The organism is Humisphaera borealis, assembly GCF_015169395.1.
In the GTDB taxonomy this organism is placed as follows: Bacteria; Planctomycetota; Phycisphaerae; order Tepidisphaerales; family Tepidisphaeraceae; genus Humisphaera; species Humisphaera borealis.
Genome location: NZ_CP063458.1, coordinates 1057687 through 1083227, shown reverse-complemented (window position 1 = coordinate 1083227; position 25541 = coordinate 1057687). Strand labels below are relative to the sequence as shown.

At 62.5% G+C, this 25541-nt stretch carries 18 protein-coding genes; 9 read left to right on the top strand and 9 right to left on the bottom strand.

Going from position 1 to position 25541, the window contains the following annotated elements:
• Positions 1 to 73: 73 nt before the first annotated feature.
• Positions 74 to 1309 carry a hypothetical protein gene (locus tag IPV69_RS04120; protein WP_206293649.1) on the top strand — a complete coding sequence of 412 codons (1236 nt, stop codon included), beginning with the start codon at positions 74 to 76 and terminating at the stop codon, positions 1307 to 1309.
• Between the two features lie 52 nt (positions 1310 to 1361).
• Here IPV69_RS04120 and IPV69_RS04115 read toward each other — a convergent pair whose 3' ends face one another.
• The gene (locus IPV69_RS04115; protein ID WP_206293648.1) at positions 1362 to 1574 is read right to left on the bottom strand and encodes a hypothetical protein; all 213 of its coding nucleotides are present in this window, start codon (positions 1572 to 1574) and stop codon (positions 1362 to 1364) included.
• Between the two features lie 187 nt (positions 1575 to 1761).
• Here IPV69_RS04115 and IPV69_RS04110 point away from each other — a divergent pair, with 187 nt between their 5' ends.
• A complete protein-coding gene (locus IPV69_RS04110) occupies positions 1762 to 3390 on the top strand; it encodes an arylsulfatase (protein WP_206293647.1) in 1629 nt (542 codons plus the stop codon).
• 163 nt (positions 3391 to 3553) lie between these two features.
• Here the strand turns inward: IPV69_RS04110 and IPV69_RS04105 are convergent, their stop codons facing one another.
• Positions 3554 to 4864 carry a DNA adenine methylase gene (locus IPV69_RS04105; protein ID WP_206293646.1) on the bottom strand — a complete coding sequence of 437 codons (1311 nt, stop codon included), beginning with the start codon at positions 4862 to 4864 and terminating at the stop codon, positions 3554 to 3556.
• Positions 4865 to 4965: 101 nt separating this feature from the next.
• On the bottom strand, positions 4966 to 6399 hold the full coding sequence (locus IPV69_RS04100) for a c-type cytochrome domain-containing protein (protein WP_206293645.1): 1434 nt from the start codon (positions 6397 to 6399) through the stop codon (positions 4966 to 4968).
• A gap of 126 nt (positions 6400 to 6525) precedes the next feature.
• Between IPV69_RS04100 and IPV69_RS04095 the strand changes: the two genes are divergently transcribed.
• Entirely contained in the window at positions 6526 to 7914 is a 1389-nt protein-coding gene (locus IPV69_RS04095; protein ID WP_206293644.1) for an MFS transporter, read from the top strand.
• Positions 7915 to 8129: 215 nt separating this feature from the next.
• Here IPV69_RS04095 and hisS read toward each other — a convergent pair whose 3' ends face one another.
• Both hisS and tig read right to left on the bottom strand, forming a co-directional pair.
• A complete protein-coding gene (hisS, locus tag IPV69_RS04090; protein WP_206293643.1) occupies positions 8130 to 9401 on the bottom strand; it encodes a histidine--tRNA ligase in 1272 nt (423 codons plus the stop codon).
• Between the two features lie 271 nt (positions 9402 to 9672).
• Complete coding sequence (gene tig / locus IPV69_RS04085) at positions 9673 to 11064, bottom strand: trigger factor (protein WP_206293642.1); 1392 nt, start codon at positions 11062 to 11064, stop codon at positions 9673 to 9675.
• Positions 11065 to 11455: 391 nt separating this feature from the next.
• Here tig and IPV69_RS04080 point away from each other — a divergent pair, with 391 nt between their 5' ends.
• From IPV69_RS04080 to IPV69_RS04070, 4 genes are all read left to right on the top strand, one after another.
• Positions 11456 to 11794, top strand: coding sequence for a hypothetical protein (locus IPV69_RS04080; RefSeq protein ID WP_206293641.1), 339 nt, complete (start codon positions 11456 to 11458; stop codon positions 11792 to 11794).
• Positions 11795 to 12185: 391 nt separating this feature from the next.
• Positions 12186 to 12314: a hypothetical protein gene (locus IPV69_RS27465; protein WP_261361986.1), complete on the top strand. Its 129-nt coding sequence runs from the start codon at positions 12186 to 12188 to the stop codon at positions 12312 to 12314.
• A gap of 109 nt (positions 12315 to 12423) precedes the next feature.
• Positions 12424 to 14967: an ATP-binding protein gene (locus tag IPV69_RS04075; RefSeq protein ID WP_206293640.1), complete on the top strand. Its 2544-nt coding sequence runs from the start codon at positions 12424 to 12426 to the stop codon at positions 14965 to 14967.
• A 12-nt stretch (positions 14968 to 14979) separates the two neighbouring features.
• Positions 14980 to 15363 carry a response regulator gene (locus IPV69_RS04070; RefSeq protein ID WP_206293639.1) on the top strand — a complete coding sequence of 128 codons (384 nt, stop codon included), beginning with the start codon at positions 14980 to 14982 and terminating at the stop codon, positions 15361 to 15363.
• Positions 15364 to 15475: 112 nt separating this feature from the next.
• Here the strand turns inward: IPV69_RS04070 and IPV69_RS04065 are convergent, their stop codons facing one another.
• The 3 genes from IPV69_RS04065 to IPV69_RS04055 form a co-directional block, all read right to left on the bottom strand.
• Entirely contained in the window at positions 15476 to 17884 is a 2409-nt protein-coding gene (locus IPV69_RS04065; protein WP_206293638.1) for a DUF6797 domain-containing protein, read from the bottom strand.
• 212 nt (positions 17885 to 18096) lie between these two features.
• The gene (locus IPV69_RS04060; protein ID WP_206293637.1) at positions 18097 to 18897 is read right to left on the bottom strand and encodes a hypothetical protein; all 801 of its coding nucleotides are present in this window, start codon (positions 18895 to 18897) and stop codon (positions 18097 to 18099) included.
• 112 nt (positions 18898 to 19009) lie between these two features.
• Positions 19010 to 21121 carry an FAD-dependent oxidoreductase gene (locus IPV69_RS04055; RefSeq protein ID WP_206293636.1) on the bottom strand — a complete coding sequence of 704 codons (2112 nt, stop codon included), beginning with the start codon at positions 21119 to 21121 and terminating at the stop codon, positions 19010 to 19012.
• Between the two features lie 200 nt (positions 21122 to 21321).
• On the opposite strand from IPV69_RS04055, the gene dusB reads away from it, so the two are divergent.
• Positions 21322 to 22371: a tRNA dihydrouridine synthase DusB gene (gene dusB, locus IPV69_RS04050; protein WP_206293635.1), complete on the top strand. Its 1050-nt coding sequence runs from the start codon at positions 21322 to 21324 to the stop codon at positions 22369 to 22371.
• Entirely contained in the window at positions 22283 to 23023 is a 741-nt protein-coding gene (locus IPV69_RS28065; protein WP_449272138.1) for an REP-associated tyrosine transposase, read from the top strand. Before dusB ends, IPV69_RS28065 begins: the two co-directional genes overlap by 89 nt.
• Positions 23024 to 23112: 89 nt before the next feature.
• Here IPV69_RS28065 and dnaA read toward each other — a convergent pair whose 3' ends face one another.
• Positions 23113 to 24762, bottom strand: a complete 1650-nt coding sequence (gene dnaA, locus IPV69_RS04040; RefSeq protein WP_206293633.1) for a chromosomal replication initiator protein DnaA — start codon at positions 24760 to 24762, stop codon at positions 23113 to 23115.
• Positions 24763 to 25541 lie beyond the last annotated feature (779 nt).

Genomic DNA, 25541 nt, shown 5'->3' with positions numbered 1-25541 from the left:
GCCGAGGTGAAACCCTTCAAGCCTTCTGGCTCGTCCAGACCCATAACCAATCGCTCATCCCGAGGTGACTGCCATGGGTACAGGTCAGAGGATCTTCATTATTGGAGGCGGCCCGATCGGCCTGGAGGCGGCCGCCTACGGCAGAGCCGCCGGGCTTGATGTGGTGCTCGCCGAACGCAAGGACATCGGAGCGAGCGTAGCGTCGTGGGGATTCGTGCGAATGTTCACGCCATGGCATCTGAACACGACGCCGCTGGGGCGTGCGACGCTGGGCAACGATCCGTTGTTTGCCTCCAACGCCTGCCCGACCGGACAGGAGTTCGTCGATCAGTACCTGCTTCCCCTGGCCGAGTCGGATCTGCTGCAAGGCTGCATCGACACCGGCTTTCGCGTTCTGGCGGTCGGCCATGAAGAGCCCGACACAACGCCCGGCAACCGCCGCCGCAGCGGCCGCTTTCGACTGCTCGTCTGCGATCGCTACGGGATCGAGCAGATCGACCACGCCGACTATGTGCTGGATTGCTCGGGCACCTACGGCAATCGCCGCTGGGCAGGGCGGGGCGGTGTCCCGGCGGTGGGCGAAGCGGGAGTCAAGTCGGCGATCTGGTACACCGTCCCCGATGTGCTGGGTGCCGACCGCGCGTCTTTCGAAAACCGCCGGACCATGCTGGTCGGTGCCGGCACGTCCGCACTGACCGTCCTGCAGCACCTGGCAACTCTGGCGGCCGAATCGCCGATGACCCGCGTCACCTGGGTTGTGCGGCGGTGGGGCGAAGTGCTGAGCCTGGCCGACGAAGACCCACTACCCGCCCGACGGGCCCTCGCCGAAGCCGCCCTTCGACTACTGGCCCGTCCGCCCGCCTGGCTCGACGTTCATGAAAACGCCACCGTCGATCGCCTAGATGCGTCCCACGGATTGACGGCTTGGCTGAGCGGTCGCGATGGGGTCGTCGAACGGCATGTCGATGAGATGATCGCAGCAGTCGGCTTCCGACCGGACGAGATGATTCACGAACCCCTCGGCGTCACCCCCGCGTACGCGGATTTCCACGCTACCGAAGCGGCTCTGGGCACGAACGACCTGTCGGTCGATTCGAGTTCACACACCAATGCCTTGCAGGGACCTCCGACCGTTCCGAGCGTGGGATCGGACTACTACCTGCTGGGTCACAAGAGCTTCGGCACGAACAGCAATTTCCTGCTCCGTACCGGGCACCGTCAGGTTCGTGAAGTCTTTCGGGAGATTACTGGGGAGCCGGATTTCGACCTCTACGCCACTGCGAACGAAGCTTGCGTGGGCATGGCGTAAACAGGGATGCGGTGCGGAGAGCCCGCGGCGATGGTGTGGGGCGGACAATGAACTAGCCGAAGACGTCGATCTGACCGCCGAGGCCTGTCGCCTTGGCGGTCAGTTCGTCACCGGCCCCCGACGTCTGGGCGGCGGCGGCGAGCAACTGAAGGGCTGCCTCGCCCTCCTGGCGCTGGCTGTCCATCACCTTCTGCGCAACCTTGGTCTGGATCGCCTGCCCGGTCTGGGCCTGAGAGATGGATGACAGTGCGCTGACGAGGTCCATGGGGGCCTGCTCGTTTCGGAAAAAGGACGTACTCCACGCCTTCTATCGGCAACCCCCTTTGGCGACTTCGAAGAATTGCCCGAAATTGGTGCCGGCACCTGTCCGGTTTGGCCGGGAAGTTCGCGTTCACGAAATACATCGGCGGCTCGATCGTATCTGGGGGGCCGAACCCAACCCAGGAGATCTGATGCTTCGAACCGCCTGTGCCGTCGTCTGCGTTCTTACCGCCGTCGTGTTCACGTGGCCGTCCGACGCGGCTGAAACGTCGCCTGCCAGGCCCAACGTTGTCATCATCCTCGCCGACGACCTGGGTTACTCGGACGTGGGGTGCTATGGCGGGGAGATCGAAACCCCGAACCTCGACAAGCTTGCCGCGAACGGCGTTCGGTTCACGTCGTTCTACAACACCGCCCGCTGCTGGCCGACGCGGTCGGCGATTCTCTCGGGTTACTACCCGCAGCAGATCGGCATGGACCCGCAGACCGGTACATTCCCCGCCTGGACGAAGCTGCTGCCGCAACGACTGACGCCTCTGGGCTACCACAGCTACCACTCGGGCAAATGGCACGTCAACAACGCGCCGAGGATCGTCGCCGACGGAGGGTTCGAACACTCCTACAATCTCGCCGACCAGGGCCGATACTTTTCCCCCAAGAACCACCTGCTCGACGACAAGCCGCTTCCGGCAGTCGCCCGCGACAGCGGCTACTACGCCACCACCGCGATCGCCGACCACGCGATCGACTTCCTGAAAGAACACGCCCAGAAGCACAAGGCCGAGCCGTTCTTCAGCTATGTCGCGTTCACGGCGCCGCACTTTCCGATCCAGGCACTGCCGGAAGACATCGCCAGGTACCGCGAGCGTTACCGCAAAGGCTGGGATGTTCTTCGGGCCGAGCGCTACGAACGGCAACAGAAAATGGGCATCTCCACCTGCGCCCTGTCCAAGCCCGAGCCGCAGATCATCGCCCCCAGCGGCAAAGCATCCGACCTGGACATCTACGGCCCGGCCGAGCTTCGTTACGCCGCCAACTGGAACGACCTGACACCCGAGCAGAAGGAGTTTCAGGCGACGAAGTTTGCGATTCACGCCGCGATGATCGACCGGATGGACCGTGAGATCGGCCGGGTGCTGGACCAGATTCGCGCCATGAGCGCGATGGAGAATACGATCATCTTCTTCCTGTCGGACAATGGTGCCAGCGCCGAAGTGATGATTCGCGCCGACGGGCACGATCCTGCAGCGCCAATGGGATCGGCGGCAACGCACCTGTGCCTAGGGCCCGGCGGCAGCACCGTCTCCAACACCCCATTCCGCCGCCACAAGATCTGGGTGCACGAAGGAGGCATCAGCACGCCGCTGATCGTCCATTGGCCAAAGGGCATCGCCGCCCGCGGTGAAGTTCGACATGCGGTGGGGCACGTGATCGACCTGGTGCCGACGATTCTGACCCTGGCCGGCGGACAGGCCGAAGGCCCGACCGGAGCACCACCGCTGCCGGGCCGATCGCTGCTCCCGGCGCTGGCGAAGGATGTTCCCATCGAGCGCGACTACCTGTACTTCAGCCATGTCGGCAATCGCGCGCTGCGCGTCGGCGACTACAAGGTCGTCTCGGCCGTCGTCGATGACAACCGCTGGGAGCTTTACAACATCGCGACCGACCGAAACGAAGAGAAGGATCTCGCCGCCGCCGAGCCGGATCGGCTCAAGCAAATGGTCGCCAAATGGGAGGCGGTCAACACCGGCTATCTCGCCGAATACAGCAAGGCCGTGCCCAACCCGGTGCGCAAACGGGGTAAGGGGAAGGAGGAGTAACACAGAGGTACGGAACGAGGTCTTCGTCGTGGCCGGTCGCAATTAGCGATTGAGTACCAATGTCATCCGGAGGTACTCCGAAGGACCTCGTATCACAGGCGAATCAACATCGAACTTCAAGCCGCGCGCGGAACGCCGAATTCCCTCCGACGTACCGGGGTGTTCACGTTAAGCTCAGTCGTTCGGCCATCGCATTGACCTCATCGGCGTTCGACTTCGCCCCCACCTCCACCGCCGCAACGAACTCGGTGTTATGGCTTTTCGCTGACATCCGCGGCGTACTAACGCGGTAGCGCTTGTATCGCTCGGTGAACAGGGTCACCCGACCCCGTCGGCTGAGCGTCTCCAGCATCTGCCGCGCGGGAATGTTGCCATCCGTGCTGTAGCTGACCAACAGCCAGCGGGCATCGATCGCGGCAACAAGGTTCTCGAACGCGGTCGTCGCCTGGCGGGCAAAGGTGTACGGCGATCGCCGCTCGGTCCTCCAGTCCTTCCGGATCGCGGACTTATCCATTGCCTTTCCGTCGACGACGATGCTCGGACTCAGTTCCGGTTTGTCCCACAGCGCGATCGTGTTGAGCACATGGTAGTTGCTCCCATAGGGGTGCTGGTTGTAGGGCGGGTCGATGTAGACGACATCGGGTACACCGCCGCAGATTGCCGGCATCTCGACTGCGATCTTTTGCGCATCTTCTCGCAGTGCGATGTTCTGTCGTCGGTTGTCATGCAGCACCGGCGGGGCGAGGGTCAGCCTGCCGCGAATGCGGTAAAGAGCCGTCCCGGTCTTGCCGCCCCATCCGTTGTGAAACCCCTTGAAAACGCCGGACGTATTGCTCGCATAGCTGACGGCGTAGATGAGCGCCGACATCAGGTAGGCGCGCTCGCTGGCGTCGATCGCGCCACCGCGCATCCAGGCGTCGATCTCCTCGGCAATCGCGTCGATCCGCCGGCCGTTGGCCTGCGTAAAGAACATCCGTTCGCGCGTAACATCAAAGTCGTCATCGTCGGCGGGGCAGAGGTGGGTCGAGACGTATCCTCTCACCGGCGGTAAGGCGTTGAGATGGCCGAAGACCGCGGACACGCGCTCGTTGCAAGGACCCACGGCCGTGTGCCCGCCGCCGGCGGCCAGGATCGCGGCAACACCCGCAAACGCCGGCGGCGCGTTCAACGTCACGGTCCCGGTCGCGATCTGATGCGAGTACGGCTCCCAGTCGTTGGCGATCACGCGCAATCCGCGCCGCTTCGCCCACCGCGCGACGACCGTGCTGCCGGTAAACAGGTCGACGAACGTTCCTTCGCTCGGCACGCCTGTGAAATCCAGCGCCTGGCCAATCAGGTGCAGCAGTTTGCGCTTGTTCCCGATGTACGGAATCAGTTGCGAGAAGACGTAGTCATCCGTCCGAACGGCGGCATGACGGCGGGGGTGATGGACTTTCGGTACGTTGGCCGGGATGACTGGCGTGCGCGCGTCCATGCTCGCGGGGAATGTACTCGAAGTCGCGACGGGTAGGGCAGGCACTGCCGCCTAATGCCATGCCACCCAATCCCAACTCTCAACTGTGACCAAGCGCCAGTTCACTTCGGCGCGGCGACGAAGTCCGCTACTGGCTTGCCGCTTCTGATGTCGTAGACATGCACCTTTCCGTCGTGCGAGCCGACGGCGACAAGGCCCGATTCTTCGCTCGCCGTCACTGAATACAGCCACTCGGTGGACGCCTTGATCTCGCGCGTCAGCGCCCGCGGCTGCGGCTTCTCCTTCTGTTCCTTCTTCTTGGCATCGGGCTGCGTTGCGGGTTTCTCGCTCGGGGCAACGCCCTGATTGGACGCATGTTCGCGCAGCGTGCCGTCGGCGCAGACGGAGTACAGCCGATCGCCGCACCGTTCCAGCCGGACGATGTCTCCGCCGAAGCCGTCGGTGCGGCCCTTGGCGTTGCCGTTGCTGCTGGCCCACATGTGGATTCGGCGATCGCGGCCTGCGGTGAAGACGTGACCGCCGTCGCCAGAGAAAACCGCCGCGAACACCGGTTCGGTGTGGTCGTTGTAACTTGCCTCGGCCAGACCCGTTTTCACCTCGAACACCCGGCACGACTTGTCGCGGCTCGCGGTCACCAGGAACTGGTTGTCGGGGCTGAAACTGACGTCCGTCACCCAGTCCGCGTGCGGGTCTGATCTCCATCGCAGCTTGCCGCTGGCAACGTCAAATACCCGCAGGCTGCCGTCGGCACCGCCCGCGGCAAGCGTCTTTCCGTCCGGACTGAAGCGCACGGACAACATCACGTCAGACGCCTTGACCAGGCTGGCGATCGCCAACAGCGATTTGCCGGGGCCGCCCGGGTTGATCAACAGCAGTTCACCACTCACCCCCGGCGTTCCGCCGACGACTGCAACTCGGCCGCTGGTGCCGTCCACCGCGATCGACTGTACCCGCTGGATGGGCAGGGGAACTCGGCCGGCCAGTTTGCCAGTCTTCGGATCCCACTGCGTCAGTTCATGAAACCCGCCGGCGAGCAGGGATTTTCCGCCGTCGGTGAACGCAAGCGTGGTGATCGGGATCGGCCGCTTATAGACCGTCGGGGCGACATCGAGAGATCCGCCATCCACATAGCTCGCGACGCTCGCGGTTTTGTCGGGGCCGTCAAAGGTGGCACCTTTGTCGATCCATTTGCGAATGATCTCGATCTGCGCCTTGGGAAGCGGGTCGGCCTTCTTGGGCATGCGGTCGTCGGCGTCGGCCGTCACCAGCAGGCGGTACAGGGTGCTCTTGTCGGCATAACCGGGATTGACCGGCGCATCTCCGCTGGAGCCCGGCGTCCAAAGGCGTTCGAACGTGTCAACTCGGAACTTGCCTTTCACCTTCTCCGCACCATGGCAGGTCTGGCACTGGGCGAGCAGGATGGGGGCGACGTCTTTTCGAAAGCTGACCTTACCCGCTTCTGCCGGTGCAGCAGAGACAGCGGGCGAGACCAGCGCCAGGCACGACAACACGATGACGATGCGAGAAATGATCACAACCTGAAGTTAGCGGAGAATCGGTCCCCTGTTGAACGATAGATACACTCTGTTGGCCTCGATCTCGTCCTCGCCGGGTTTGTGCCTATACTTTCCCTTTCGCCGATTCTGAACTGCCGACCGGACATGACCACCGACACCGACCTGCCGACCGCCACCCGCTCGAATCTGACACTCGTGCTAACCACGGGTCTGCATGCCTTTACGCACGCCTACAGCGTGCTCATTGTTCCGCTGTACCTGCTCGTCGTCGCCGACCTGAAGCTGCCCGGCGTCAAGCAGGCGGCGATCGTGGTTACGATCTATAACGTCGTCTATTGGGGTCTGGCATTTGTCTCCGGCATTCTCGCCGACCGATTCAATCGAAAGGTCCTGCTCGGCATCGGCCTGCTGGGCAACGGCCTGGCGGTACTGGCGATGGGGCTGACGCGGACCTACGAGTGGTTGATCGTCTGGGCGATTGTCGCCGGGATCGCCGGCTCGCTCTTCCACCCGGCCGCCAACGCGATGGTACCGGCCCACTATCCCAAATCGCCGGGCATGGCGATCGGATTGCTCGGCGCAGGGTCGGGCCTGGGCTTCTTCCTCGGACCGCAATACGCAGGCTGGCGCGCCGAGTCTGCCACCTGGCATCTCTGGAGTGTCGCCGACTGGCAACGGCCGCTGATCGAACTGGGACTGATCGGCCTTGTTATCGGGGTGATTTTCCTCATTTTCGCGAGGGAGGCGCCAAGCCGCATTTTCCGCCGACGAGGTGACTCAGGCCTGCCCGTCCCCTCCGCGGAAATCCTGGCTTCCATGCCCGAACCACCATCGTTGCCGATCAACAAGGCCAATACCCTCGGCAAGCGGTTACGATGGCAGGTCGTCGGGCTCGCGTTCACACTCGGCTTCCGCGACTTCGCCGGCGTCGCCGGGCTTTCGCTCGCGAGCATCTTCCTTCAGAAAGCGTACGGCTATGGCGCAAAGGAAGCCGGCCTCGTCGTCGGCTGCATGATGCTGCTGAGCGTGATCGTCAACCCGCTGGCCGTGTACCTGAGCCCCGGCCGACGGCGGTTACCGGCGCTGATCGCACACTTGGTGCTGGGCGCGTGCCTGGTTCCCCTGGCATCGCAAGCGGGCAGCATCGTCGGCGTGGTAATCCTTCTGTGCCTCTTTCAAACCTGTCAGCTCGGATCGTATGCCATCAGCGACGCGGCGACGCTCGAACGCGTTGTCCCCGAAGTCCGCGGGCGGGTCGTCGGCCTGTTCCTCTCGATCGCCGGAACGATCGGCGCGACGGGACCGTGGATCATGGGTGCGTGGGTCGACTCGATGGGCGCCGGGGCCGCGAACCCTGCGAACTACTTCGCGCCGTACATGTTCCTGAGCGTCTGCCTGGTGTGGGCGATGCTGTCGGTGCTGATCATTCGGCGGATCGGGCATGCGCCTGACCCGAACAAGCGGGGATTTGAGGTCGTCAAGGAACGCGCCGCTTCAGGTGCGCTCTCCCCCGTACTCGGGAGAGAGGTATAGGGAACGGGACGAAGTCTGCTTTTAGCGCCATCCCCGAAGGGGTGGGTTTCGGCGCTAATCGCGCAATCCATCTTCACAACCACAAGCGTCCTCGTCCAACATACGGGACGCTCGTTGTGAGATCCGCGCCGAAGCCCACCCCTTCGGGGATGGCGCTAAAAGAGAGTCGCGACGTTCGTACCCTCGCCCGCGTACCTTCCGAGAAGGAACGAAACTCAACTCAACTTCTGCACGACATCCGCACGCGGAACCGACACTTCCGTCCTCGTCGCCGAGTCCTTCAGTTTCACTGTACCGCTCGCCAATTCATCTTCACCAACCACAATGCAGTGCGTCGCCTGCTCGCGATCGGCCTGTTTGAACTGGGCTTTGACGCTCCGGCCAGAAGCATCCATGTCGGCGACGACGCCGGCCTGGCGGAGGTCGCCGAGCAGTTTCCAGTTGTGATCGCGAGCCGCGTCGCCATGGGCGATGAGCCAGACGAGCTTCTTTGGCGGCAGTGGCAAAGTGACGCCTTGGCCTTCCAAGGCCAGGAGCAGCCGTTCGAGGCCGCTGCCGAAGCCAACGCCGGGCGTCGGACGGCCGCCGAGCTGTTCGACGAGATTGTCGTATCGGCCGCCGCCACCGATCGCGTTCTGTGCGCCCAATCCGCCGGCGGTGACTTCCCACAGTGTTTCGGTGTAGTAATCGAAGCCGCGGACGAGGTTCGGGTTCACGCGGAACGGTACCGCCGACGCGGTCAGTAGCTTCTGTACGCGATCGAAGTGCGCCCGGCTCTTGTCGGACAGGCTTTCGGCGGCCGGGGGAGCGCCTTTGCACGCCTCCTGATCGCGCGGGTCTTTCGAATCGAGAATGCGCAGCGGATTTGCTTCCAGACGCCGCTGTGAGTCTTCCGACAACGCGTCCTTCTTCGGCGACAAATACGCCACAAGCGCGTCGCGGTAGCGGGCCTTGCTCTCACGATCGCCGAGGCTGTTCACCTGAAGTTCCAGATCGCGCACGCCGCACCGGCGGTAGAACTCCATCTGAAGCAGGATGCATTCGACATCCTGATCGGGCTCGGCGACGCCAAAGGCTTCAGCGCCGAACTGGTGGTGCTGGCGAAGGCGGCCCTTCTGAGGGCGCTCATAACGGAAGTTCGGGCCAATGTAGTAGACCTTCGACCGGGCCCCCTGATCGTTCAACAGGCCGTTTTCGATTGCGGCGCGAACGACGCCGGCGGTGCCTTCAGGACGCAGGGTGACCGAGGTCGGTGGTACGCCGCGATCGTTGAATGTGTAGGTCTCCTTGGAGACGACATCGCTGCCTTCACCCACGCCGCGGTGAAAGAGTTCTGTGTGCTCGAAGATCGGGGTGCGGATTTCACCGAAGTTGAAGACGGCGGCCGTCTCGCGAGCAATGCGCTCGACGGTCTGCCACTTAGCGGCTTCGGCCGGAAGAATGTCTACGGTGCCTTTGGGGGCGGTGATTTTGGCGGCGGTGCTCATGATGCCAACCGATTGCGTGTGCCACGCATCCTGATGTGGAACTCGGATCGCTCTGTCAGTGACACGGGCTTCCAGCCCGTGCTGGGTGCGTTGTAGTGGGAAGGACGCTGATACCAACGTCTTCCAGACTTCCACGCCTCTCGCACGGGCTGGAAGCCCGTGTCACTGACGGAGCCATTTCGTACAACAAGGGCGACCCAATATGGATCGCCCTTGCTTACATTCATCGTTCGAAGGTCGAAACCGGCTCGGGCGTCTGGCCCTACGCCTGTTACTCGGCCTTCTTCTCTTCCTCGGGCTTCACTTCGACGACTTCGACCTTGACCGTCTCCAGGACCTTGTCGAGCGCCTTCTGCTCACGCATCTGGATGTACATCTGCACGAGCTGGCCATTGTTGGCCATTTCCTTCTTGAGCGTCTCGGGACGCTGGTCGCGCTGGATCGCCATGTAGGCGATGCGGCCATTGAGCTCTTCCTCGTCGACATCGACGCCGAGGTCGGCGGCGAGCTTCTGGAGGATGAAGAACAGCTTGAGTTCACGCTGGGCTTCGTCGCCGGCGCCGGCGCGAAGGGCTTCGATGTTCGCTTCGAGCTGCTCGCGGGTCGCGCCACGCATCATCAGGTCCATCGCCCGGCGCTGGATCACGCGGTCCACCTGCCGCTCGGACATCTTCTGCGGCAGGTCGAGCGTGACGTTCTCGTACAGGTAACGGGCGACCTGCTCACGCATCGCGGTCTGCACGTCGAAGTCGATCTTCTCCTGCATCTGCTCGCGAAGGGCGTCCCGCAGCTCGGCTTCCTTTTCGAAGCCCAGGTCGGCCAGGAACGATTCGGTGATCGCGGCCAATTCCAGACGCTTGATGTCCTTGACCGCGACTTCGACCTCGAGGTCCTTGCCGCGGGCCGTTTCGTCGGGATGGTTCTCGGGGGCCTTGACGGTGAAGTTGCGGGTTTCGCCGGCCTTCATGCCCTTGACCTTGTCGGCCAGGTCGTCGATCTGCACGCCGCCGATGCGGCCGGGACGCGCGACGAGCTGGGCGTCGTGCTGATGTGCGACGACCTTGCCTTCCAGCTTCACGTGCACGTCGGCCGTCATGTAGTCCTTCTCTTCGACGCCGCGGTCTTCCACCGGAACCAGAGCGCCCTGCTGTTCACGCAGGTTGGTCATCGCCTGGTCGATGTTTTCTTCCTTGATGTCGATCTTGGGCTTCTTAACGGTGATCTGGGCGATGTCGGGGAGGATGAAGTCGGGCTGAACTTCGACGTTGAAGCTGTACTTCAGCGGGCCGCCGTCATCGGGGATTTGGGCCTTCTCGATGTCTTCGAACTCGGGCTCGCCGAGCACCTGGAGCTTGTTCTTCTCGATCGCCTGCTCGTAGCTTTCGGAGATGAGCGAACGGCGGACGTCGTTCTTGACGTCGGTGGCGAAGCGCTTCTCGATCAGCTTCTGAGGGGCGCGACCGACACGGAAGCCGGGCAGCGCGGCCTGCTTGCGGAGTTCCCCGAACTGCTTCTTGATTTCGGTATCAATGCGATCGCGCGGGATTTCGACAGACACCTTCTTGGATCCGGAGCCGGCGTCTTCGACGGTAACGGGATATTCGAAGGGCTGCTCGACGGCATCGACGGTTTCGGTGGCTTCGGCGGTTTGGGTTTCAGACATGTCGGAACCTCGTATCCTCTTATATCGGAAAGGCTTACAGCCTCGCCCGGGCGGCACTCTACCGCCGATGTTGCATCCCGTTGATGCGTTGACCAAGCGCCCGCATCGCGAGAGCTGCCAGCCCGCGCAGTCGGCAACGCCGATCGCGTGGAAGTCCCGCATCGTAGCAGCCGGCGCGTTTCTTGAAAAGGGGGCGACAGGGGCCAAAAGCGCCCGACCGCCTGGCATGATGATCGTTTGGACGAATCGCGTTCCTCCAGAAAGTCTGCCGAAACCGCTCAGATTAACTGGTTTCCCTGCCGACACATTGTTGTAAGGCATTGCCACCGGCGTCAGAATATTGAAGAACAGGCTACCAATGCGGGGCCTGTGGCGACGGACGGAGACGACTATGAACCTCACTTACGCGGTCGACCGACTGGTCGATACCGGTTGGTCCCCCGACTCCTCGATGGATCTGGACACCCTTCCTGACGGCCGCCGCTATCCCAGCGTGATGGCAGTTCAGCAGTGCTTCGCCCGCGCCGGCTTGGAGTTGCGCATCAAGCACAACCTCATGTTTTCGTGTTACCGCGCCACCTGGGCACCGATCGGTGAGCCGCTCGACGACCAGCACGTTGCAGACGAAAAACATGGCACGGTCATCGGCTCCTGCGAACGAGAGGCGGCCGTCTATGCGATGGCGCAACTTCGCACCGCCGTCCGCGAGCGTGAACTGGCGCTGGTCTAAGAAGCACTGCAAACACGACAACCCTCACCTGCCGTCACTGTTGCAACACCCACCCCGGGCGGCCTTCTTTACGCCTGCCCGGACTCGACTTCGCGGAACATCCACCCATGGCTCAGGCCCTTCTCGTCACGTTAGACAAAGAGATTCCGGCTCTGGCGGCCTATTCAAAAGGCGCGACCGGCAAGGCCCTCGTACGCGAGGCGGACAAACTCGACTTCACCGCACGCCGGTGCAAGGTAGAACCGCTCACATCGATGCTATCGGAAAACCCCGCGGTGCTTGCGGCGCAAATGGAAGCCGACGGCTTCGACCCCAGCAAGATGCGTCTTCCCCCGAACGCTGGTTCAGCCCCACCGAGGCGCTGGTCTCGGTTCGTGCGATCCATGCCTTCGTGTCCGCGAATCTGAACGACTACAAGCAACCCAACCCGATCCTTCGAGATTTGAAGGCAATTGAGGTTCTCCTTGTGGCCGCCGAAGCGGCGGGGGTTCGATTCCACTACACCAAGGGAACGCTCTAATAACCCCTAGAATGGTGCTGGCGACGGTCGGCAGTAGGGAAGTCCCTTGCCAGGCATTACGTCGTTGGAGGCCCGGAGCCACCGCTGCTCTTTGTGGTATCCTGCTCGCATGGGCATTGACGGGACAAGGGTACGGCTTGCCTTAGGCGCGGCGGGCGCGGGTATTGCTTATTACTTTCTGACGGCGCTTTCCCTTCACTTTCGAGTCGGGCCGGACGACATCAGCTTTGTCTGGCCGCCGACCGCGTTTGTGCTGGCACTTCTTTGCCGCATCGAACGACGAGCCTGGTTCTGGTACGTCGCGGCGATGGTGGCCGCCAGCATCCTGGCCAATGCGATGACGGGACGACGGATCGATGTCGTCCTGATGTTCATGCTGATTGATATCGGTGTGCCGACTATCGGAGCGGTCTTTCTCCGCCCGCTCCTCAATCAGGACGAGCCACTTTCCACGCGTGGGGAATTGCTCGCGCTGGGTGCAGTTGGTTCCGCCGTCACAATCGTTGCGGCCACGGCCGGCATGGGCGTACTCGCGTACATGGGCCATCACCATGATGTGCTGATGGAGTGGCGGATCTGGGCGAGTTCCACCTTGATGGGGATCGTGATTCTTGCGCCGCTGATGCTCGCGGCAACCGTGCGGCGTGTTCGGCAATTCAGCGTTCGTCGACGAATCGAAGCCGTCTGCATCCTCTCGCTGCTGGCCGTCATCTCCTGGACGTTGTTCCAGGCACAGTTTATGCCCGGTATTGCGGCGCGCGTCGCTGTCTATGCGTCCATGCCGATCCTCCTGCTGTCCGGGTTCCGGACCGGCGTTCTCGGATCCGCGATCTCGATCGCGATTGTCGGAACCGTCGGCACCTGGCAGCTCTCGACAGGGGGACAACTGCCGGGCTCCGACGAGTCGGCCATTCTGGATCAAGCCGAATGGGCCGAGACGTACTTTTCCATTGTGGCAATTTCGACGCTGGTGCTCGCTGTGCTTTTCGAGGAGTTTCAGTCGGCGCTGCGCGACCGCAAAACGCAGAACACCGTGCTGGAGCGCATCGTCGCCGGCGAGCCTCCGTCGTTGGCATTGAACGAACTCGTCCGGGCGATCGAATCGAACTCCCCCGGCATGATCGGTTCGGTGCTGGTGCTGGAGCCTGACGGCAAGACCCTTCGGGTGGCGGCCGGCCCGGGTCTGCCTCCCCAATACAACCAGATGGTCGATGGAATCCAGGTGGGGCCGGTCGCCGGTTCCTGCGGGACCGCAGTGTTCCGTCGCGAAAGGGTCGTGGTCAGCAATGTTCGAACGGACCCGCTTTGGGTGCCATTCCTGTCATTGGCCAACCGCTTCGGACTTCAATCCTGCTGGTCGCAGCCCATTCTCGGGGCCAGAGGACAGATCCTCGGCACGTTCGCGATGTACTACGGCCAGCCACGCGCCCCGACACGATCGGACTTAAGGCTGATCGAGTCCGCGGCGCATCTTGCGGGGATCGCGCTGGAGCGCTACCGGATGATCAACGTGCTGAACGAGCGCGGACGCGCCTACGCGTCGCTGGTTTCCAACCTTTCGGGCATGGTGTACCGGTGTGGCATCGACGACGAAATCTGGTCCTTCGAACTGCTTTCTGATTTCGCGGCCACGCTCACGGGCTACACGCCGGAAGACTTCACCACCCGGGCCGCCGTGAAATGGGACATGCTCGTCCATCCGGAGGATCTGCCCCCGAACCGTCAAGCCATTCTTAAGGCCCTGACGGATCGAACGGCCATTCATCTGGAGTATCGGATCACGACGCGTCAGGGACGCGAGAAGTGGGTTTGGGATCAGGCCCACGGCGTCTACGACGACAACGGCAAACCGGTCGCTATCGAAGGCATCGTCACTGACATCACCGCGCGAAAGCTCGCCGAACAGGCGGCCCAGGAGGCGCGGCGCGTCGCCGAGCAGGCGAACCGAACCAAGGACCAGTTCCTGGCGATGCTGAGCCATGAGCTCCGCACCCCTCTCACGCCGGTCCTGCTTTATGCCTCTTCGATGGAACGCGACAGGACCCTGAACGAAGAGCATCGTCGAGAGGTGCGCGTCATCCGCCAGCAGGTCGAGCTCGAAAGCCGTCTGATCGACGACCTGCTCGATGTGACACGGATTCAGCGTGGAAAGTTTTTCGTGTCGCGCCGGGCAACCGATCTGGCCGAGGTCATCGAGAAGGTGGTCGAATCGCAGAAACCGCTGGCAGCCGAAAAGAAAATCACGTTGACCGTCGAACTCTGGGCGGCGTCGCACCAGTTGAATGCCGATCCAGCCCGCATGCAGCAACTGGTTTCCAACCTGCTCAGCAACGCGATCAAGTTCACCCCGGCAAAGGGAAGCGTATTGATCCGCACTTCGGATTCGATTTCTCCCGAGGGCAGGCTTTTCCTGGAGGCCATGGACACCGGGATCGGCATTCATCCCGAAATCCTGCCGCGACTGTTCGTACCCTTCGAGCAGGGGCGGCGAGTAAATTCGCCCCAGTTTGGTGGACTGGGCCTGGGTCTCACGATCGTCAAGGCCATCGCAGAAGTCCACGACGGCAGCGTTCGCGTATCCAGTCTTGGCGAGAACCGCGGTACCAACGTTACAGTCGAACTGCCGCTCCCGCCGGTACCGTTGCGGGAATAGCAACCAGACCCGTTGGAGGTCGAGCCGCAGAAACCGCTGAAGATTCTGCTTGTCGAAGACGATCCTCCGACACGCGCCGCGCTGCAATCCGTATTGTCCATGGCAGGTCACACCACCGCGACCGCGGACACGTTGGCAGCGGCGCTTGAACACATTCGAGGCGATCAACTCGACCTGATGATCAGCGACATTCAGCTTCCGGACGGCGACGGGCTGACCTTGATGCGGCAACTGCGCGTGCTCAAGCCGGTCGTTCGAGGAATCGCGCTGAGCGGGTTCGGCACGGACGAGGACGTGGACCGCAGCCACCAGGCCGGCTTCCGCGAGCATCTGGTCAAGCCGATCGACGGCCAGTCGCTCGCCGATGCCATCCGAAGGACCACGCTGACGAGTTGAGCTGCGTGATTTGGCGCCTACGAACGTAAGACAGCCCGAAGCGCTCATTCTTGAGAACGGCCTCGGGCTGTCCGTTCCATTCATGATTACGGCGCCGTGGTTGTCGATCCAGTTAGGGGACCGAGTTAATCGTCGCGTAGACCTTCACGTCCAGATCTTTGTCGTCAGCGGTGATCAGTTTGCATTCGATCAACATCTGATTGACGGGCATCAGCTTGTCGAGCTTCAACGTGACGGTCTTCCCGTCTTCCGACACGATGACCGACTTCACTGCGACTTCGTCGTTGCCGGCCTTCTCGGGGTTGATCGCGCTGAAGTCGGGGGAGCCGTACTTCTCGGTCCACTTATAGTTCCACTGCTCGACGGCGTAGTTGCCGGGGTCGGCGGCGTCTTTCTTATCGAGGGCGACGGCGAAGCTGAGCTGCACGCCGCCGGATACGACCGCGAACTTCGTCGGCAGGTGACCGGGTTTGCCCGTGTGGCGAATGCGGTACAGACCGCCGTCAGCGGTGCCCTTGGTCTGCCATCCGCCGCCCACACCGCTGACGTAGAGTTGTCCGTCTTTCGGATTGAACCGCGGCCGCATAATGCCGGTGGCGAAGTCGAGCGGAATCCGCGCGACCGCGGCCTGCTTCGGCATCTGGCCGTCCGGCGTCGCGGCATCAGGGAGCAGCAGCATGGCGCACGCTGCGCCGAAGCTGGTGTGAATCCACTGGCCGGCGTATTCGCCCCACGCCCCGGCAGGGATGTCGCACTGCCCGCCGCTGGAGTTGTCCAGCGCGTGCGGAATCCAGACGATCGGCGGGGCGGCCTCACTGGGCATCGTCTTCTGATGGTGGTGCGGCAGGAAGCCCAGGAAAGGATTGGCACCCACGGTCACGGCCGGATCGATCAGGCTGACGCGCGACGTCGGAATCCAGTTGCCCTGGTTGTCGCCGACGGTCACCCACTTGCCGCGGACGACGCCCAGCCCATTCGGGGCACGCAGGCCCGATGCGATGGGTTTGGCAGTCTTGCCGTCCTTGGTCAGCGCAATCAACTGCCCATGGCCGTCGAGCTCAGGCTTCATACCGATGCCGCCGCGGGCATAGTAGAAGTTGCCGGCGACGTCTGTTTGCAAGTCAAAGACCAGGCCGTGGTAGGAAGGGTGGGTTTCGCCTGCCGAGCTGAAGTTCTCGTAGTAATCGGCCTCGCCGTCGTTGTTGGTGTCGTGGAGCCGCGTGATCTGATCGCGGCCGCAGACGTAAACCTTGTCGTCGATGACGCGCAGGCCCAGCGGCATATAGAGGCCGGTCGCGAACCGCGTCCAGGTCAGTTTCTCGAGCTTGGCGTCAATGCCGGAGACGATCCAGACGTCGCCGTTGATCGTGCAAACGGCGGCGCGTCCGTCGGAGAAGAAATCGTGCCCGCCGAGGCGGAACCAGGCGTTGTAGTCGTTCTTAAACGGCAGGGTGAGGTCGTCGACGACGAAGGCGGGGTCGGCACCTTTCTTCGGCGCGGTGCCGGGTGCGTCGCCGAGTTTGCCGGCGGTGGTGATGGGTTTCCATCGCGTCGGTCCGGCCGCGACGAGTGACGGGAAGTCAGAGGGCTTCACTGCCGGCAGTGAAGCAGGCGCGTTCGCTCCCTGCACAGTGAGAGTCACCTCTACCTTGCCACCTTTGCCTTCGGGGAAGGATAGAACCAGCCGCTGACCTGCAACCGACAGTTCGCCAGGGGAGCTACGATTCGTCAGTGCGACGCGAAGCTTTTGGTCGCCCGCACCAAGGGTGGCCACTTGCCCGTTAATGATCTTCACCTCGTTCACGGCATCGACGAGGGGGACTGAGACCGGACCCGCCGATTCGCCAAACTGGAACTGACGCGAAAAAGTTTGTGTCTCGGCGTCGAAGGCGGAGGTCTCCAGGACGGCGACGCCCTTCAATTCGTAAGAGAGCACGACCGCTTTGTCGCCCCGATAGACGCCGATGAACCGCGTATTTGCGGATCCGGGGGCGATCCCTCCGACGGCCGGATCAGCAGCAGACAAGCGAAACGCTTCCTTCCCCTCCATCGCCACCAGGCTTGTCCCCTTGTGGTTCGTCAACATCGACCCGGTCACATCCAACCAGCCGCCGATCCAGCCGGCTGCCATCGTCAGGCGCTCGGTATCGAAGACCACGGTCGCGGCCGGTTTGCCTTTAGCGTCCTTGGGGCCGAGGGGGATGACGATCCCCTTCGTCGCGACCATGTCGGGGATGGTGTCGACCGGAAACTTCGGGCCGTTGTCGGCCTGGAAGCCTTCGCTCTTGTACGCCTTGCCGCTGCGGGCGACGGACGTCATCAGGAACGGGCCGTAGTCCATCTGCGCGAGCCACTCGTCGGGCTTGTTCTCGGCCGGCTTTGTGGCAGGCTTCCTGGGCTTGGCGGCGGATGGCTTTGCGTCCGCCGACTTTGGATCGGCCGGCTTGTTCACCTGCGCGACCACCGACGCACCGGTGACCAGCGAAACCACACACAACGCCAACCCTCGATATCGCAGCATGATCATCGGGCTTTCTGCCGGGCGTCCGTGACACGGCTTTCTAAGCCGTGCGAGGTGCGCCCCGCGTACAACAATCGTAAATCCTCAGATCCTTCGACTTCATTCTGACGAAGTGAGGGGGTCACAGAGGATCAATACCGTCCGACGCTCGGGCGCAGTTCGCTCGGCTTGGAAAGCCGTGTCACGGACGCCCCATGTGACAAATGCAAGCTTTACTTCGCCGGCTTGGCTTCCGTCTTGCTCGGGGCCTTGGTGGCGGGGGCGGGTTTGGCCGTCGGCTGCGGCTGCGGTTGTGGCAGCGGGGCGGGCTTCTCTGCCTTCTTGCCCCAGACGGTGATCTCGCTGAACTCGCCGGTATCGTCGAACGAACCCACGCCAACCCGGCCGACGGGGAACTTGTCGTTCTTCACTTCCAGCCAGAGCTTGCCGTCGAAGTAGATCTGGATCAGGCCGTCGGGCTTGCGGACGACCCTGGCGACATGCTCCTTTTCGGTCCACTCAATCCCCTTGTCGTGCGGCGGAAGCAGGTTCTTGCGCGGCGTGCCGTCGACGATGAAGATGTTGCCGGCATTGGGGTCGGGCTTGCGGCCGAAATGCACGTAGTACAGGTGCGTCGGGTCCACTTCGCCGAAATGCAGGCACAGGTCCTGATGCCCGTACGCGGGGATCGTGCTCGTCATCTTCACTTCCATAACGAACTCGCCGACATACAGATCCTTCACCATCGCCCGGCCGAACGGGCTGCGGACCGGCAGCTTGCCCGAGCTGGCATCGGTCGGCCTCTTGAAGAGGTTCAACACCCACTTGTCGGCGGCGTTCTTCGACATCTTCCAGTCGGTGGGGTCGATGATGTCGAACTTCTCGATCGCCTTTTCACCTTCTGAGAAGTCTTCATGGAAGACGAGCGGAAGGCCGTCTTTCTCCCTGGCGGGAGCGGAATCGGCAGGTTTGTCGGCGGCGAGAACCGCCAACGGTGACATAAGAATCATCGACATGACCAACTTGCGAAGCATGAGGATCCCTCGTTGAGGCAATCGTAGGGGCACACGGCCGTGTACCCGACTACGTGCTGGTAGTTCGCGTATTAAAGCATGACGGGGCTGGCGGGCATACTGCCGTATGCCCCTACTGGGGTAACAACTGCACCGCGTCGGCAATCACGTGTCCGTTCGTTCCTTCGGTGCTGATGACGATCGTCGCCGTTGATCCTGCCGCGAACTCATAACTTCCCAGCGACAGGAACAGCTTGTCGATCGGCGGCAACTTCTTCTGGTCTACCTTGATCATCTTGCTTTCACCGCCGGCAAATCCGCTGATCTTGACCGGGGCATTGGTCGCGCGGTTGTTGTTGGCGGCGTACGAGATGCGGACCTCGTACTTGCCGGCGGTCTTGACGGGGATCGCAAAAGTCGCGGTCTTTGTGCCTTTGTCCACGTCACTGTCGTGTCGGTAGCCGTCCCCGACGAAGCCGGGCCCATGACCGGTTCCCCAATCACCGACGAAGGTTGCCGCGGCGTCGTCCATGACCAGTCCCGGAAGCTTGTCCACGGCGACCGATCCGACCGCCGGCGTCGTGCGCTTGGGGCCGGTCCAGACCAGCATCTGCTTGTCGGCGAGCAGTCGTTCCTTGAGCTTCTCGTAGGGCACCTGTTGCACCGATGACTTGTCGTCGATCGCCATGCACGCCGCGGTCGCAGCGCTCTGGCCCAGGACCATGAAGACCGGCTCCATGCGGATACTGCCGTAGGCGATATGCGAACTGCTGAGGCATACCGGGACGAGCAGGTTGGCGATCTCATCGGCCTTCGGGACGATCGCTCGGTACGCCACCGGATAGGGGCCGGGAATGCCCACCTGCACGTCGCCTTCGTTTCGCACGACCGCTTTGTTGGTTTTCGGGTCGATCACGACATACCGCTGGGTGTTGTGCGAATCCATGGTGTACTGCGCCAGTCCCACGGAATCGTCGACGACCTGTGCCCCACGGCAGTGGTGCTCGGTCATGACGAGCTCGCCAAGAAGCCGGCGGCCTTCCCGGATGTAGAGCTGGTGCGGCCAGCCGCCGGTCGCCTCGAAGCTATGGCGGGCCATGCCCCATTCGCCGATCTTGTCGCGAATTTCTCTGGGCACGCGCTCGTCGTTGCAGAGGAACCAGACCAGTCCCATCTGGTAGTTGATGTGGTCCTGGTAGATCTTCTCGCGGGTTTCGTACAGCTTCTTGAAATAGGCCTCCTCGTTACGGTTGGCCCTGAAGTTGCCGTCGCCGTCGGGCCATTCGTAGTTCAACCCGATGTGATCGGTGGAGAACGCGCCGTTGTTGTTGTTGTCGCCGGGATGAGGATAGACGCCCGGGCCGCCACCCGCCTGGATGTAGCGGAGGAGCAGTTCGTATCGTTTGGCGTCGTAGCCATTGGGTTTGACGAACGGCAGGCCGCCTTTTTCGAACTGCATGCGGAAGTTGTAGGCCTGGATGAGATTGTCGCCCGCGCCTTTCTCGCCCGGGCCGGTGGGGGAGATACCCCAGAGAAGTCCCGACTTGGGGTCGCCGGGGACGACGTAGGGGTCGACGTCTTTCACGAACTGGTGGGTCTTCTTGCCCGGCTGCACACCGTTGATCGTTTCGTTGTAGACGTGGTTGGCCTCGCGGCCGACATGGAACGAGCATCCTGCGGCGGCGAAGAGGTCGCCTTCGTACGTCGCGTCGATGAACATCTTCGCGTTGATGACAACGCCGTTCTCGCACTTGATTGAGGTGATGTCTTTGCCGTCTTTGGTGACCGAGACGAGGCGGTGCTCGAACAGGACCGGCACGTTGGCTTCCTTGAGCATGTCGAGCATGACCTGCTCGGCCTTGGCGGGGCGGAACCCGGCGAGGCTGCCGACGCGGCCATAAAATTCTCGCGCCAGGCCGCCTGCGGCCGATCCGCCGTCGGTCGCGCTCAGGCCGCCCGTCGTCAGGCCGCCGACATGGATACCGAACTCGACCACCACGGCTTTCTTGCCCATGCGCGAGGCCTGGATGGCCGCCGTCACGCCGCCACTGGTCCCGCCGTAGACGCAGACGTCGACGTCGATCGGCTTGGGATCGGTAACCGGCGGCAGGGGGTAGTAGAACTTGAGGTTGGGGGATTGGGTGGCCGCGGCGTCGGCCGACATCGCACTCGGCGACGTCACCGACCACACCGCGATGAACGCCGCAACGGCCAGCGCCGACACCAGAGAACGGATAGACGTCATTACTTCTCCTGATTCCGCCGAGTACCTGAGGGACTCAATGGTACTCGTACATGGGGCAGGGATTGTACCCGGCGGCGAGCCGATGCGTTGACTCGGCGGGCCGTCGAATGACGCGTCTTCGAGCAGGCGTCAGTGACACTGACGCTCTCTTGGCGGACGCATCGTGCAGAGCGCAGAATTCGCGGTAGAATCATGGCCCAATGCTGTCGCCCCTGAAGATCGGCCACGTCCAACTGGCCAACAACCTGTTTCTCGCCCCGATCGCCGGTTACTGCGACGTGTCGTACCGGCTCATAGCGCGGTCGTTTGGCCATGTCGGCCTGGCGTGTACCGATCTGCTGAGCCCCGAAGGCATTCTCCGCCAAACGGCCAATACGCTGGTCCTCACTGCCACCTGCGACGAGGACAAGCCCCTCGCGATGCAGCTTTACGGTTCGGCGACCGACCGAATGTGCGAAGCCGCCCGCTGGGCCGAAGACAACGGTGCCGACATCATCGACATCAACATGGGCTGCCCGGTCGATAAGGTGACCAAGAAGGACGGCGGCTCGAAGCTGCTCTGCAATCCCGACAATACCTTGCGGATGGTGGAAAAGATCAAGGCATCCCTTCGCCGATGCCCGCTGACCTGCAAGCTGAGGCTCGGCTGGGACGATACCTGCATCGTCGCGCCGTCGATGGCTCGGCAGCTTGAAGACGCCGGCGTGTCGCTGGTGACGATCCACGGCCGCACGACCGAAATGCGTTTCAGCGGCCAGGCCCGCCTCGACGGCATCGCCGAAGTGGTCGCGGCGGTAAAACACATCCCGGTGATCGGCAACGGCGACATCCGCACGCCGCAGGAAGCCGAGCACATGTTCAAGTACACCAAGTGCGCCGGCATCATGATCGGGCGGGGGGCACTGTCGGCTCCGTGGATCTTCCGGGATATCGCCAGCTACCTGACGACTGGCGTCATCCCGCCACCCCCGACGATCCAGGAAAAGGTCGACGCGATGCGCCGGCACTTTTACAACCTGTGCAAGTACCGCAACGAACGCGGGGCGGTGATGGAACTTCGCAAACGGGTGAGTTGGTACGCCAAGAACATGCACCCTTGTGCGATTCTGAAGGAGAGGGTCCGGCTGATCAATTCAGCCGCGGAGTTCGATAAGGCGTTGAATGACTTCCTGGAATGGCGGGAGCAGCGGGACCGCGAAGTGGGGCAGAAGCACGAGCCGGTTCCGGACGAACTTGCGGAAGTGGCATAGACGTGAAGCTTGTCAGATTTTCGGGTGCCATGGGCTGCGGTACTCCGCTGCCCGTGGCGGGCGTGACCGCGGGGCCAGGATGGACCAGCCTGACAAACGTGCCACGAAAACTCGGAAGGCATTCAATACTCCGGGGCATGCTCATGAGCTGACGTTTTCATGCAATCAGCGACTGCCCATCCTGAACTCCGATCGATGCCGACAATGGTTTGTCGAATCACTCGATCGGGCAAGACAAAAACTAGACTTCGAGCTCTGGGCGTATGTCGTGATGCCGGAGCATGTGCATGTCCTGCTGCTACCACGGCGGGAAGTCTACGAGATGGCTGCAATCCTTACGGCGATCAAACTTCCCGTCGCCCGTCAAGCAGTGGGATGGTTACGCGAGAGCAATTCCAATTGGCTTGAGAAATTGAAGGTCTGCCGACCGAACGGACGAATCGAGTATCGCTTCTGGCAGCAGGGCGGTGGGTACGATCGCAATATCTTCAAACTGGATGCGATTTGGTCAGCGGTTCGGTACATCCACGACAACCCTGTTCGACGCGGGCTCGTGAGGAATTCAATCGATTGGCCTTGGTCCAGTGCTCGAGCATATGAGGGGGCCGATGACATCGTGTTACCGATAGTGGATCGGCCCCCGTTCATCTGATTGGCCTTCGAGCACAATACGGCCCTCGGCCACGGGCAGCGGAGTACCGCAGCCCATGGCACCCGGACGCACATTTCCCAAATACACTATCACCCAATCGCCCGCGCGTGCTCCTCCAGCCGTTGCACCAGTTCCATCGCCTCTTCCTCCCGTTCGCCGACGCTGCTGGTCCAGGCCAGGCGTTCATTGCGTTCGACGGCGCGTTCAATTCTCCGGCAGGCGCTGATCACGGTGCTGTGATTTCGCTTGCCCATCCGGGTGCCGATCTCGGGGAAGCTGAGCTTGGCGGTCTTGCGGACCAGGAACATCGCCACGCTGCGGGCAAGACTGATCGTCCGCTGACGTCGTCCGGACATCAGGTCCTTGTGCTCCAGGCCGAAATACTCGCACACGCTGCTCAGCACGTTCTCCGGCTTCACCGGATGTGCGTGCTGGCGGTCGATGTCGCCGAGCGCGGCCTGGGCCGTGGCGACGTCGGCGGCGCAGCCCGTCAGGTTGACGTGCGCCATGATGCGCGTGATCGAACCTTCCAGCTCGCGCACGTTTTGCGTCACCCGGCGGGCCACCCAGCCGATCACCTCTTCACTCAGCGGCACGCCCGACCGCAGCGACAGGCTGCGCAGGATGTCACACCGCATCTGATAGTTCGGCGGATCGACGCGCACGACCATCCCGCTGACGAAGCGGTTGATCAGTGACTCGCCGAACTCCGCGATCATCTTCGGGTGTTCGTCGCTCGCGAGCACCACCTGCCGGCCGCTGGCTTCGATCGCGTTGAAGGTGTGCAGGAACTCCACCTGCGTCTGCGTCTTGCCCGACAGGAAATGCACGTCGTCGATGACGAGCAAGTCCAAGTCGCGCATTCTCCTGCGGAAGCCGTCAATCTTGTTGGCCCGCAGCGAGGTGATGTAGTCGTTGGTGAACTCTTCGCCGGTCAGGTAGGCCCACCGCTTGGTCGGGTGACACTCGATGAACTTGCGGCAAAGTCCCTGCAACAGGTGAGTCTTGCCCAGACCGCAGGCCCCGTGAATGAACAGCGGGTTGTATTGCGTGCCGGGGAACTCAGCCACATGACTGGCGGCATTGAACGCGAGCTGATTGCTTACGCCGACCACATAGTTGGTCAATTCGTGCCGCAGGCGGGGGCCGGAACCGGGCATCGGTGAAGGCCCACCGGTAGTGGATGCCGCACCGGTGCCATTACGACCGTTGCCATTGTTCCCGCTCGCCGCCGGTTGCGGCCGCGGCACCGGGTGTCCGCCGGCCGACCGCGATTGGCCGTTGACGGGTAGCACCGCTGCAATATCTCGTCGTAAGCGGGCAACACCGGCTGTCTTTTGTCCGACGGGAATCGGAGCCGCCACATCGAACGACCGCCGGCCCTGCTTCAGTACGCCCGATGCCTGCTGAAGCATCTGCGCGTCCGGCGTACCGTTGCCGGCGCTGGATGCGCCGTCGTCGCCGTCGCCGACTTCGAAGAGTTCGGGCACCACGCTGAACCGAAGGGTCAACTGGGTACCGAGAACTTCATGAGCTGCTTCCTGGATCGGTGCGGCGAAGTTCTTGTTGATCCACTCGCTGATGAAATCATTCGGAACGGCAATCTCCAGGCCATCCTGTCGAAGGTCCAGCCGGGTTGAGTTGTCAAACCACACATGAAAACGTTGCTGTCCCACCCGCTGGGCGATGGCATCTGCCAATCGCACCAGCTGGGGGTCCTGTACTGTGACGCAGCTCAAGTGAGCTCCTTTTCCCTATGAGCCTTGAGTCGACGTGCGCCTAGGAGATCGCATCGTCGCCTCTCGTCGTCGCGGAAGGGCCACGGCGTCCCCGTGAGGGGGCACCGGCCGGACTCTCCCCATGAGTCGTCCGACTCGTCAGCCTATCCGTCGTAAACGCCCCGAAAGTCGGCATCCCTACCAATGCGCCGGTCCGCTCCCACGGACTGGCGACAGATGCGCGGACTCCAACGGGCCCAATATCCCGGCACCCATCGCCGGGGTTAGGTTCGTCGCCAATGAGCGGGGTTTGGCACCGCGTCGTATTCCGATGTACCGGGGAATCAGAACGTTCCAGCCCCGAACGTGCTTCGACCTGATGAGGTCGAGTTGACGGGGGCGGGGCCCGCGATCTGGCATCCGGACGGCGGCGTTTTAACGCCACCCACACAATCGCAGCTTACCCTGCGGCTGTGCGTACATCGGCCAACGGGCGGCGTCAGCCGGAGAAGCAATCCACCCCGAAAATGGGGCGGGTCGTTTCGACCGACCGATGCCTCGCATCGGCAAGAGGCCTCATGCCTCGCATCGTCCGTGATGAAATCGCGTCCCTACGTCAAACCAGGTCGAAGGTCTCTGAGTGACAGATGTGATCTTGGGTAGCGACGCGCCTGATCCGTGGCAGGCGTCTTTACCGGACCCTCAACCTCTTCGAACAAGGTCGGAAGATAGTGAAGCCCCACCCGGGTGACAAGCGGTTTAAGCGTGGGTTTCTCGCCCACCACGAGGCAAACCCCGAA